Source organism: Virgibacillus sp., assembly GCF_013393565.1.
GTDB lineage: Bacteria > Bacillota > Bacilli > Bacillales > Amphibacillaceae > Virgibacillus > Virgibacillus dokdonensis.
The window spans coordinates 1-12,070 of record NZ_JABXHF010000097.1; the positions used below are offsets into that span (position 1 = coordinate 1).

Sequence of the window (12,070 nt, forward strand, 5' to 3'; positions counted from 1 at the left end):
GTCTAGCATTATAATTCATCCTCCAATAATTGTTTATATTGTTTTGCAATGCGCTCCCGCTTTAAGTGTTCACTTTGAATAATCGCTTGAATTTTTTTCACAGCTAGAGCAACATCATCATTTACAACTACATAATCGTATTTGTCCATCATCTCAATTTCTTTTCTTGCCTCTTTTAGTCTGTTTAAGACAAGGTCTTGAGATTCTGTTCCTCTATGAACAATTCTATTTTTTAATTCCTCAAGGCTAGGTGGAAATAAAAAGATAAACACACCTTCGGGGAAGTTCTCCCTAACTTGTAAAGCACCCTGTACTTCTATTTCTAAAAATACATCATGCCCTGATTCCAATGTTTTTTCTACATACTCACGGGGTGTACCATAATAATTATTGACATATTTCGCATATTCTAACAGCTGTTTTTCTTTAATTAGTTGCTCAAAATCCTTCTTGGATTTATAAAAATAATCTACGCCTTCTTTTTCTCCTGGACGTTTTTCACGGGTCGTCATAGAAATGGAATACTTTAAATCTGTATCTTGATTAAACAGCGCCTTACGCACTGTTCCTTTCCCGACTCCGGAAGGCCCTGAAAGAATAAAAAGAATCCCTTTTTCTTCAATCAAATTATTTCCTCCTAATTATCGTCTGTAATTTCTTCATGACTCAATACACGTTGACCCACTGTTTCAGGTTGAACTGCAGACAGTACTACATGATCACTATCTGTGATGATAACTGCTCTTGTTCGTCTTCCGTAAGTTGCATCTACTAACTTATTATTTTCTCTGGCAACTGTAATAATTCGTTTAATTGGAGCTGATTCAGGCGAGACAATAGAAATCACTCGATTCGCTGAAACAACATTACCAAAACCAATATTTATTAGTCGTAAACTCAATATGAACCCTCCGTATATTCTTTCTCTCTATAATTTATATATTCCGTTCTAAAGATTGCTTGAATAGTGTATTACAAATGACCCTTATTTCTACATTGCTTCGCTTCGTTTTTATGACGATCGCGATACTCCTTAACGATTTTTCTTTTAAAAGGACATTTATTACTGAACCTGGCCTTCAGATCACTTTTTTAACAAGCTTCTGTTATAAAAACAATTACATTTTAATTTTTATATAAGTGATATAAGAACGCCTTCCTTTCTTACACTATAGGGAAGTATAAAATTTTTAGGGTGTATTGTATCAGCAAAACGATGGTGTTTTATCGTCAGAAAGACTTGGCGATCGCCAAGTCTTTCTAATGCCCATGGATACCCTATTCAAGGTGTTTGCACGAGAAGATAGAAAAACTCCGGTTATGAATGCAGGCTGTTTTTAACAAAGTATTACTATGGTTACATATAAAAATGTCGGCGTTAATAGATAAGATTATAAACGATTGCTAGTTAAACACGAATGAAGTCACAAATATGTTTTCAACCTTTATTCATATTATACGTAAAAAAAGGTGCTTAACACAACTATTACTCCATATTTTGCACTTGTTCTTTAATTTTTTCAATTTCACTCTTGATCAAAATGGTATACTCACTAATTACTGTATCAACGGATTTCGAACCAATTGTATTTGCTTCACGAAGTAATTCTTGAGCAATAAATTCTAACTTCCTTCCAATCGGCTCTGTTAATATGATTGTTTGCTCCATCTGTGCTAAGTGGCTATGCATACGTATTATTTCTTCAGTAATATCGCCTTTTTCAGCTAATAAAACAATTTCTTGATATAATCTAGCTGTATCTTGTAGCGGTTCTTCCATAAAATGATCGGATACTCTACGTTTAATTCGCTCTCGATGTGCAGTTAAAGCAAACGGTTGACGTCCCTTTATTTTTTCTACATATTCTACTAGATTATGTATACGTGTCCGTAAATCTTTTAATAGAGAGACACCCTCTTTTTCCCTCATTTCTAATGCTTGTTTACTAGCATGATTGACTGCATTCATCAACAAGGAAATGTATTCATCCGATATGTTGTTCTCCTTTTCAGATACAGAAAATATCTCTGGAAAGCTAGTAATAACCGTCATTGGCAAATCTCCATTAAGCTGATATCGCTGCTTCAACTCTTGTAACTGCTCCATGTATTGATCTACTAGGTCCCAATTTGCTTCCACCGTTTTTTGTAGCAACGTTTCTCCATAAATTTGAATATATAATTCTACTCTTCCACGTTGAAAAAAGGTCTTGAGTATCCTTCTAAGTTGATCCTCCAAAAATATACATTGACTTGGAATTTTCATACTTACATCAAAATATCTATGATTCACCGTTTTAACCTCAACTGCTATCGTTAGCTCATTCGTACCAACCTTCGCTCTTCCGTAGCTCGTCATACTTTTTGCCATACTAATCACTCCATCTATATCGTATTATACCCTCTGTTCCTTTTTATTGAAAAGAGATATGGTTGTCCGTTCTACTACAATCTCAATACAACTCATTATTTAATCGTGTAGAGAAAAAGACAGTTGTTTTAAAAAATTAAATAGTCACTTCTTCCTCCATGCAAAAGAAGCGTGCCATATGTTACGACGGCACGCTCAAATAGTTACTATTATTTTTTAGTAAAACCAAAAATAACGGTCGGTAACGAACTAAGAGCTAAGATTAACGCCCAGTCTCTTAAACTTAAAGATACTGTATGAAAAATAGGTTGTATTGGCGTCCAATAAATAACGACTAATAACAGTACAAGAGATGACAACACAGCTAATACAAGATACATATTTTCAAATGGGTTTCTTGCAAAAATAGATCGCTCACTCCGACAATCAAATACGTGAATCAATTGCGCCATTACTAATGTGGTAAAAGCAATCGTTTGGGCATAAGTTAGATGAGTTGGGTCATTTTGATATGCAATGATAAACCCGATGAGGGTGACAGCACCAATTACGATCCCCCTACTAATGATTTTATAGCCTAGTCCACGGGCAAATACTCCCTCATCTATACTCCTTGGATGTTTCTTCATCACATCCCCTTCTGCTTTATCCATCCCTAAAGCCATTGCTGGTAGTCCATCTGTAACTAAGTTCACCCATAAAATTTGTACAGGTACAAGCGGTAATGGTAAGGAAAGTAACATAGCAAACAACATAACTAAAATCTCACCGACATTGGATGCTAACAAATAACGAATAAATTTTCGTATATTTTCATAAATCGTTCGTCCTTCTTCAATTGCAGCTTTTATCGTAGCAAAATTATCATCCATTAGTATAAGCGAGGAGGCTTCTTTTGTTACATCTGTTCCGCTTTGCCCCATACTAATCCCAATATTACTCGCTTTTATAGCAGGTGCGTCATTTACGCCATCACCTGTCATCGCCACCACATGCCCCTTTTGTTGAAAAGCATGGACGATCCTTAATTTATGTTCTGGGGTAACACGTGCAAACACGTAAACATCTTCTATCGTATCTTCCAATTCTTGTTGAGACATATTGTTCATTTGATATCCTTCTAGTACGTTCCCATCTTCTGGCATTAGTTCTAAGTTTAACGCAATCGCCCGAGCCGTTTTAGCGTGATCTCCTGTAATCATGACAGTTTTAATACCAGCGTTACGGCATTCTTGAACTGCTTTCTTTACTTCTTTCCGAGGTGGATCCATCATCCCGTAAACACCGATAAAAGTTAAATCTTTTTCAAGAACAGATGATAAAGCATCTTCATCATTGGACAACGGCTTTACAGCAATAGCTAGTGTGCGTAATGCTTTTTCAGCCATTTGATTTATGGCCTGTTCAATTGCAACTTGCCTTTGTGCCTTTAAAAGTTGTTTTCCCCCTTCTTCTAACACATATGCTGATCGAGGTAATAAAACTTCTGGTGCTCCTTTCGTAATTAAAAAGCGGCGTTTCTCCTTATCTTCCACAATGACACTCATTCGTTTACGATCGGAATCAAACGGAAATTCCTTAATAATGTTATAGGCTTGTTTATCTTCTTCACTTAGCCCGATTTTTCTAGCTGCAATAACTAATGCCCCATCAGTTGGATTACCATCAATGGTATATTTACCTTTCTTTTTAGCCAGTGAAGCTTGATTGCAAAGTAAGCCATATAAAAGCATCGTTGACAAATGAGGAGAACTGTTCTTTATTTTTTCGTCGTTGCAAAAAAAATCTCCTTGTAAATCATATCCATCACCAGTTACGTATAGCTGTTTTCCATGAAGCAATACTTCCTTTACTGTCATTTTATTTTCCGTCATTGTTCCCGTCTTATCTGAACAAATAACCGAAGCACATCCCAATGTTTCAACTGCGGACAATTTACGAACGATTGCTTTTTTTCTGATCATACGTTGAACACCGAGGGAGAGTGCGACAGTTACAATAGCTGGCAGGCCTTCTGGAATAGCAGCAACTGCAAGCGAAACACCGGCTAAAAACATCGTATAAGCTGGCTGACCTTGTATAACACCTAATACGACGACTAAACAAGTAAGCAGTAAGGCAATAACAATTAAAAACTTACCTAATTCTGCAAGTTTACGTTCTAGAGGTGTCATCACTTTCTTTGTATTTGCCATTAGAGAAGCAATTTGCCCCATAACCGTCTGCATGCCAGTGCCAACAACGATGCCAATTCCTGTTCCGCGAGTGACTAATGTCCCCATAAATCCCATATTAACTTGATCTTGTGCATCTAATTTAGCACGGTGGATAGCTTGGGCATGTTTTGATACTGGAAGCGATTCTCCGGTTAGTGCTGACTCTTCCGTTTCTAGACTATCTGAACGAATAATCCGTATATCTGCTGGTATACGGTCACCACTTGAAATCCGAACAATATCGCCAACAACTACATGTTTTGAAGGAATTCTTTCCCATTTTTTATCACGTAGAACATAAGCCATAGGAGCTGATAATTCTTTTAATTTATCAAGCGATTTTTCGGCCTTTTGCTCTTGAAAAAAACCGATACAACCATTGACGATTACAATGACCATAATTGCAATTGCATCGATATATTCACCTAACAGACCCGCAATTAATGTAGCTGCTAATAGAACAAGTACCATAAAATCTTGAAATTGCTTTATAAAAATCAACCATTTTGACATTTTTTTCTGCGCTTCTAAAACATTTTCTCCGTATTGCTTACGTCTTTTTTCCACTTGCTTAACAGATAAACCACGATTAGCAGTAACGTGCAACTTTTTTTCTACATCTTCTACTTCTAACTGATACCATTTCATCCTGCATTCCTCCAGATTCTTACCTTTCAATTTGCCATCATCTCGGTTCTTTCCACCGTTCCTTTTACTTTAAATCCTATCCATCTACCAAAAAAAACTGCCTATATCTTATGTTTGTCTAACTAAAAAATGTTGCCACAACTAGAAAATGCATGTGTATAACATGTACATTCGAAAAACTTGGCTTGTCGGCAAACTTTATGACGGAAGGCGTAGTTTTTCTTATACTATAAACCCGTAAAGATTCATGCTTTCCTATAGTAGAACAAAAGATCGGGACGCCCGTTTAGCAATGTAGCGACTGGAACGAATCAACGAAAAATAAAGGAATCATGCCAAATAGGAGTATGCCGACGTCTGGCGGCAAGCCCGTTTTTAGTCGGCCTTCCTCTTAGCCACGAACCGATGATGACGTAGCGTAGGGCGATTCGTGAAGTCGCCTAGTTGCTGGCCTCATCCGCCGGACGTGGCTTATTCGGCTATGTTGTTATACACAAGCCACTAATTTTATACTTTTGTATAAAAAACCGCCTTCAAGTGCTTTTCATAATAGATCGTGACTCGACATACGAGCCATCATGCTTCGTATCTTTTAAAAGAGATCTATTCGAGCGGTTGCTCTTTGTACTACCTCTTTCCATATATGTATGCAGACTTGTCCACAAAAATGCTATAATTGCCATTGAGGTGATTAAGATGCCATTTGATGGTATAGTAACGTACGCGACAACGAACGAACTGCATACCAAATTAACAGCGGGAAAAATAACAAAAATCTATCAACCAACGGAAACGGAAGTATTATTTACCATTCGAAATCATGGACAGAATGCGGTTCTTTTATGTTCTATCCACCCTACTTACTCCCGAATACACCTAACCGAAGAAATGTTTCAAAATCCAAAAGAACCACCAATGTTTTGTATGGTGTTGAGAAAATATTTATCTGGAGCCATCATCAAAAAAATTGAACAACGGGGTTTAGAGAGAATTATCCAATTCACGATACAATCACGAAATGAAATTGGAGACATAACCAAGAAAAAATTAATAATGGAAATTATGGGGCGCCACAGCAATTTATTGCTTGTAGACGGGGAAGATGGACATATTATCGATAGTTTAAAACATGTTTCCAGCTGGCAAAACCGCCACCGGACCATTTTACCTGGACAAATTTATCAGCTGCCACCAGAACAAAATAAATTAAATCCGCTTTTAATTCGTCCAGAACAGCTTATTAAAAAGCTAGACTTTAATGCTGGAAAATTAGACACCCAAATTGTAAACCTACTTAGTGGATTTTCACCTGTCGTTGCCAAAGAGATTGTTCATCAAGCCCATTTAGGTAATGAGAAAGTATATGAGCAAATATTTACTGACATGCAGCAACAACTGTTAGATAAAGACTTTACTCCTGTGATCTATCGAAATCAAAAAGAAGATTATCATGTTCTCCCACTAACGCATTTAAAAGGAGAAAAACAAACTTTCCTGACAACAAATGGCATGCTTGACCAGTTTTACACTGGAAAAGCAGAAAGAGATCGAGTGAAACAGCAAACGAAGGATTTAGCACGCTTGTTAAAAAATGAATTAGCTAAAAATAAACGGAAACAAAAAAAACATGCACAAACGATGCAAAAAGCACAACGAAAAGAACACTATCAAAAAGCAGGAGAATTGCTGACAGCTCACTTACATCTCGTAACGCAGGGTGACAAGCAAATAACCGTAGTAGACTATTATGACCCAGAGCAAAAACAGTTAACCATTGATTTAGATCCATTGAAAACACCAAGTGAAAATGCACAGGCATACTTTAAGACATATCAAAAACTAAAAACTTCAGAATTAAAAGTGAAGGAGGAGATAGCAAAAACAGAGCAGGAAATGGAGTATTTGGAGAGATTACTACAGCAAATTGAAACAGCAAGCATACAGGATATTGAAGAGATTCGTGAAGAACTTCGAGATGAAGGCTATTTAAAAAAACAGAAAGCAACCAAGAAAAAGAAAGCAAAAACAGCCAAACCAGTACCTGAAAAATATATTGCATCTGACGGAACAACAATATTAGTCGGTAAAAATAATAAACAAAATGAATATGTAACGATGAAATTAGCTGCTCGCGATGATATTTGGTTGCACACGAAAGACATACCTGGCTCACATGTTATTATTCGTTCCGCTTCTCCTTCAGAAGACACCATATTGGAAGCAGCTCAACTTGCAGCTTATTTTAGTAAATCACGTCAATCCTCGTCCGTTCCAGTAGATTATACAAAAATTCGTCACGTAAAAAAACCGAATGGTGCAAAACCAGGCTTTGTAACGTATGATAATCAAAAAACAGTTTTTGTTACGCCTAATGAACAACTCATCCAAAAATTAACACCATAAAAAAAACGAAGGCTAATCGCCAAGTATAGTGGCGAAAGCCTTCTTTGATCGCTAACTTATTTAGCAAGATGAATGTTTGCAAATTTAAACAGCTTGTGGTTTTAAGTGTACATCGATATTTCCTCTAGTCGCCTTGGAATAAGGACATACTTGATGCGCTTTTTCCACAAGCTCCTCTGCTTCGTTTTGGTCAACACCTTTTATTTTCACTGTTAACTCTACACCGATTTTAAAACCATTATCGTCCGTATCTTTTAGAAAGCTAACAGCTGCTGTCGTCAAGGAATCAATTTCTTTCTTTTCTTTGGAAGCAACTAAATTTAAGGCACCATCAAAACAGGATGCATATGTTGCTGCAAAAAGCTGTTCTGGGTTTGACCCCTTGTCTTCTTTATTCGTAGCTGGATTTACTAGTTTAAGATCAATTAAACCGTCATCTGATTGTACATGACCATCACGTCCATTTTTTGCTGTCGCCTTCGATGTAAAAATTACATTTGCCATCTTTAAGCACTCCTTTTTTATAGACCATAATCCCATGATCAAAATTACTTAAACACTTGATTTCTGTATGTCACCATTACTTTATGATTTGCAAGTAACAGGGTGCCATTAGAAACCACGTACTAGTAATATACCTTCCTATTCGCACTTTTAAACATCAAGATTTAGATGGCGTTAAAAAGGATGTCAATTCTTCTATAAAATGATTCACTTGTGGTAAAGAACGAATTCCCTCTTGAAAACAAACCCATGTTTTTCTAGAGACAGGTTCCCCATTTAACAGAAGCGGTAAATAAGGATAGTCTTCTTTCATAAAATCAGAGACACTTTCAGGTAACACAGCCATTCCTAACCCTTGCTTCATTAATTGCTTGCACGTCTCTATTTGATCAACCGTCATTGTTTTAATCGGTTTTATTTTATCTTGATGTACATAGAGCCAATGATCTACTAATTCATGCATACTATCATCAGAACTAAATGCAATGAGTGGACGTTCTTTAATAGAATCTGCAGGAAACGCTTCTGTATCAAAAATATATAATGGATCATCAAATAATGGAAGACAAGTAGTCTCTTTCAATTTTTCTCCACGGATAATACAAACATGATAATCTTTATGATTTCGTTTAATGTCTTCACTAATACCTGTCACTAGATCGATGGCAACTTTAGGGAATTTGGCTGTAAATCTTCCTAACAAAGCTGGTAAATACCGTTGCGAGATAAGGGAAGAGCAAGCAATCGATAATGTCCCTTGCACTTCGTTACTAGATATAGCTAGTTTATTTTGCAATGCATTTTCTCGTTGTATTACCTCCATAGCGTGTTGTAAAATTATTTCCCCTTCTGGTGTTGGAATAAGCTTCTTCGGGGTACGAATAAATACATTATGTCCAAAATATTCCTCCATATATTTCAAACGTTGGGTTACTGCAGGCTGAGAAATCAGTACTGTTTTTGCTGTACCTCGAATGGTTCCAATTTCTTGCAACTTTAACAATAGTTTGTAGTCGTCTATTTTCATAAACTCCACTTCCTCACTTTGTTTTTCTTTAATTAAGTTGATAAAAATTGCTTATCAAATACTATAACTATTCAATATTTTAATTATATCATGACATGTTTTATGCTTAAAATACAAGATAAAAATAATTACCTAAGGAGGAGTTTATGCTGGAAAAGGAATTAGTAAAAAAAACGTTTGCTAAACGCCCACAAGATTATGTAACAAGTACTACGCATGCATTGGGAATTAGTCAAGAAGTAATAAGTACATGGCTAAACCCTGCACCTACGATGGAAATGTTAGATATAGCAACAGGAGGGGGACATGTTGCTAAACAACTATCCCCGTATGTACGTATCGTATACGCAACGGACTTAACCAAAGAAATGCTTGCAAATACGAAACAACATTTACAAGCACTAACTAACCTTATATATATTATTGCAGACGCAGAACAACTGCCCTTTTTAGATGCTTCATTTGACCTCATCACATGTCGAATTGCTGCACATCATTTTCCGAATCCTGACCAATTTATTCGTGAAGTAAAGCGCGTATTAAAAAAAGATGGAAAATTCCTGTTCATTGACAATATCGTTCCAAACAATAAACAGCACGCGATATTCATGAATCAGGTGGAAAAAATGCGGGATGAAAGCCATGTCAAATTCCTTACTAAAGAAGAGTGGAAATGTCTATTTAAACAACATGGACTAAAAATAAGTCAGCAACATACTCATAAAAAGACGTTATCTGTTAATAAGTGGCTAGATCGCACTTTATGTCATGAAGATGAAAAAAACACCGTCAGCAAACGTCTATTACAAGCAGATACAGATATAACAAACTATTATCAAATTAAAAAAAGAAATGAGAAACCACTGCAGTTTTCTATTGATGAATGGTCGGTTTTAATGGAGCATGAAAAATAAAGTATGACCTTTTCTTCCTCACGGATTGCTCTTAGCCATATCAAAACGGAGGTCTAATGTAAGATTCAATACAATAGCCCTCCTTTCCATACGTAACCTTTTACTAATTGAGACTTTCTTTCCAAGCCAATAATTGTTTGCTATCCATTTGATTAATCTTGCCATCAGCTTCTAGCACTTGAATGAATGCATCAAATCCTGTAATCGTATGATAATGGAAACCAGATTCACGAAAAGCCACCTCCGCTTTTCTCAACCCATATGTAAAAATGGCTAACACACCTGTCACCTCAGCTCCAGCTGCATGTAAAGCTTTGGCTGACGCAATAGCTGAGCCACCTGTAGAAATTAAATCTTCAATCACAATTACTTTTTGGCCTTGCTCTACTTCTCCTTCAATTTGATTACCTTTCCCATGCGCTTTCGGCTTGGAACGAACATACACCATTGGCAAATCAAGCGCTTCAGCTAACCATGCGGCATGCGGTATACCTGCTGTTGCACAACCAGCAATACAATCCAATTGAATTTGTTGTTCTTTTATAATCCTTGCAAATGCCTGGGTGATTTTTCGGCGTACAATTGGGTACGACATCGTTAAACGATTATCGCAATAGATTGGTGATTTAATTCCTGATGTCCATGTAAAATATCCTTCTGTTTTAATCTGTACGGCTTTTATTTGTAATAACTCACGTATAACCTCTTCACCTGTTGCCATTTGCCCACTCTCCTTTAATTTGATCATATGCTTGTTTCGGTGAGTCAGCTTGCGTTACTGTTCTCCCTACAACGATCACACTAGCTCCATGTTGTTTGGCATAGCTTGGGGTAGCAATTCTTTTTTGGTCGTCATCTTGTGCATCCACCAATCGAATCCCAGGCGTGACCGTTAAAAAAGAATTGCCACATACATTCTTTACAGCATTTGCTTCGTAAACGGAACATACTACACCATCCGCACCGTTTTTTTCAGCAAGCTTTGCAAAATGAAGTACATTACTTTCTAACGTTCCAGGTAGTCGCAAATTTTGTTCCATATATGTCTGATCCATCGATGTTAGAATCGTAACTGCTAATAATTTGGTCTGAAAACGCGTATTTCCTTCCGCTAATCCTTGCTTTGCTGCTTGAATCATAGCACTTCCACCTAAAGCATGAACATTGACCATATCTACTTCTAATTTTGCCAAATTACGCATCGCTTTTTTTACTGTTGTTGGTATATCATGTAGTTTTAAATCTAAAAATATGGAATGCCCATTTTGCTTTAATTTTTCTATTAACGCTGGGCCTTCACGATAAAATAACTCCATCCCTATTTTTACTGGAACACCAATTAAATCATGCTTTGTTAAAAATTGATTTGTTGTATGCCAGTTTGGAAAATCTAATGCCAGATAAATAGATGCAGTCATTAAACAATCCCCTTTCCAATGGCTTCTTTTACGGAGCTAAAACCATACTGCATTAGCGTATGTGGTAATTGATCAATAATTTCCTTACATACGTAGGGGTTTTGAAAATTAGCTGTACCAACAGCAACAGCACTTGCTCCTGCTAATAGAAATTCTAATACGTCTTCCGCGTGCATAATGCCACCCATGCCAATAATTGGAATAGAAACATGTTGTTTCACCTCATAAATCATTCGTATAGCGATTGGTTTAATGGCAGGTCCAGATAACCCGCCCGTTTTATTCGCAATGACTGGTTTTCTTGTGGCTAAATGAATTTGCATACCTGTCAGTGTATTAATCATAGACAAACCGTCTGCTCCTGCTTTTTCAACCGCTTTTGCCATGCCTACAATATCAGCAACATTCGGTGATAATTTAACATAGACCGGGAGATTTGTAGCTTCTTTTACAGCTTCAGTGACTTTCTGCGCCATAAAGGGATCTGTACCAAATTGAATACCTCCTTCTTTTACATTGGGGCAAGAAATATTCAACTCCAAAGCAGCTACTTGATCCGTATGCTGAAA

General features: G+C 36.7%; 11 protein-coding genes. 2 read left to right on the forward strand and 9 right to left on the reverse strand.

The genetic code is table 11. From position 1 onward, the window contains the following. Positions 1–8: 8 nt before the first annotated feature. The 4 genes from gmk to HLX49_RS15910 all read right to left on the reverse strand — a co-directional run bounded on the left by gmk (position 9) and on the right by HLX49_RS15910 (position 5,235). Entirely contained in the window at positions 9–626 is a 618-nt protein-coding gene (gene gmk / locus HLX49_RS15895; RefSeq protein WP_077704235.1) for a guanylate kinase, read from the reverse strand. Positions 627–637: 11 nt separating this feature from the next. Continuing rightward, positions 638–901, reverse strand: a complete 264-nt coding sequence (remA, locus tag HLX49_RS15900) for an extracellular matrix/biofilm regulator RemA (RefSeq protein WP_073005196.1) — start codon at positions 899–901, stop codon at positions 638–640. A 585-nt stretch (positions 902–1,486) separates the two neighbouring features. Continuing rightward, a complete protein-coding gene (locus tag HLX49_RS15905) occupies positions 1,487–2,371 on the reverse strand; it encodes a YicC/YloC family endoribonuclease (protein WP_077704238.1) in 885 nt (294 codons plus the stop codon). Positions 2,372–2,580: 209 nt separating this feature from the next. After that, the gene (locus tag HLX49_RS15910) at positions 2,581–5,235 is read right to left on the reverse strand and encodes a calcium-translocating P-type ATPase, SERCA-type (RefSeq protein WP_296363119.1); all 2,655 of its coding nucleotides are present in this window, start codon (positions 5,233–5,235) and stop codon (positions 2,581–2,583) included. Positions 5,236–5,931: 696 nt separating this feature from the next. Here HLX49_RS15910 and HLX49_RS15915 point away from each other — a divergent pair. Next, the gene (locus HLX49_RS15915) at positions 5,932–7,638 is read left to right on the forward strand and encodes an Rqc2 family fibronectin-binding protein (RefSeq protein ID WP_101934026.1); all 1,707 of its coding nucleotides are present in this window, start codon (positions 5,932–5,934) and stop codon (positions 7,636–7,638) included. A gap of 84 nt (positions 7,639–7,722) precedes the next feature. Here the strand turns inward: HLX49_RS15915 and HLX49_RS15920 are convergent, their stop codons facing one another. Further along, positions 7,723–8,142, reverse strand: coding sequence for an organic hydroperoxide resistance protein (locus HLX49_RS15920; RefSeq protein ID WP_073005204.1), 420 nt, complete (start codon positions 8,140–8,142; stop codon positions 7,723–7,725). 157 nt (positions 8,143–8,299) lie between these two features. Continuing rightward, positions 8,300–9,169, reverse strand: a complete 870-nt coding sequence (locus tag HLX49_RS15925; protein WP_077704247.1) for a LysR family transcriptional regulator — start codon at positions 9,167–9,169, stop codon at positions 8,300–8,302. 146 nt (positions 9,170–9,315) lie between these two features. Between HLX49_RS15925 and HLX49_RS15930 the strand changes: the two genes are divergently transcribed. Beyond that, positions 9,316–10,083, forward strand: a complete 768-nt coding sequence (locus tag HLX49_RS15930) for a class I SAM-dependent methyltransferase (protein WP_101934027.1) — start codon at positions 9,316–9,318, stop codon at positions 10,081–10,083. 103 nt (positions 10,084–10,186) lie between these two features. On the opposite strand, the gene pyrE is transcribed toward HLX49_RS15930, so the two are convergent. From pyrE to HLX49_RS15945, 3 genes are all read right to left on the reverse strand, one after another. Then, on the reverse strand, positions 10,187–10,804 hold the full coding sequence (gene pyrE / locus HLX49_RS15935; protein ID WP_077704255.1) for an orotate phosphoribosyltransferase: 618 nt from the start codon (positions 10,802–10,804) through the stop codon (positions 10,187–10,189). Beyond that, positions 10,791–11,501, reverse strand: a complete 711-nt coding sequence (pyrF, locus tag HLX49_RS15940; RefSeq protein ID WP_296363126.1) for an orotidine-5'-phosphate decarboxylase — start codon at positions 11,499–11,501, stop codon at positions 10,791–10,793. Before pyrF ends, pyrE begins: the two co-directional genes overlap by 14 nt. Further along, positions 11,501–12,070, reverse strand: a 570-nt coding sequence (locus tag HLX49_RS15945) for a dihydroorotate dehydrogenase (RefSeq protein ID WP_296363129.1), incomplete at its 5' end; no start/stop codon positions are given. The genes pyrF and HLX49_RS15945, both read right to left, overlap by 1 nt.

What these genes read in the sequence shown, in the direction of transcription:
- HLX49_RS15905 (WP_077704238.1), bottom strand. Translation starts at nt 2,371, where the DNA reads ATGGCAAAAAGTATGACGAGCTACGGAAGAGCGAAGGTTGGTACGAAT.
- HLX49_RS15910 (WP_296363119.1), bottom strand. Translation starts at nt 5,235, where the DNA reads ATGAAATGGTATCAGTTAGAAGTAGAAGATGTAGAAAAAAAGTTGCAC.
- HLX49_RS15915 (WP_101934026.1), top strand. Translation starts at nt 5,932, where the DNA reads ATGCCATTTGATGGTATAGTAACGTACGCGACAACGAACGAACTGCAT.
- HLX49_RS15920 (WP_073005204.1), bottom strand. Translation starts at nt 8,142, where the DNA reads ATGGCAAATGTAATTTTTACATCGAAGGCGACAGCAAAAAATGGACGT.
- HLX49_RS15925 (WP_077704247.1), bottom strand. Translation starts at nt 9,169, where the DNA reads ATGAAAATAGACGACTACAAACTATTGTTAAAGTTGCAAGAAATTGGA.
- HLX49_RS15930 (WP_101934027.1), top strand. Translation starts at nt 9,316, where the DNA reads ATGCTGGAAAAGGAATTAGTAAAAAAAACGTTTGCTAAACGCCCACAA.
- pyrE (WP_077704255.1), bottom strand. Translation starts at nt 10,804, where the DNA reads ATGGCAACAGGTGAAGAGGTTATACGTGAGTTATTACAAATAAAAGCC.
- pyrF (WP_296363126.1), bottom strand. Translation starts at nt 11,501, where the DNA reads ATGACTGCATCTATTTATCTGGCATTAGATTTTCCAAACTGGCATACA.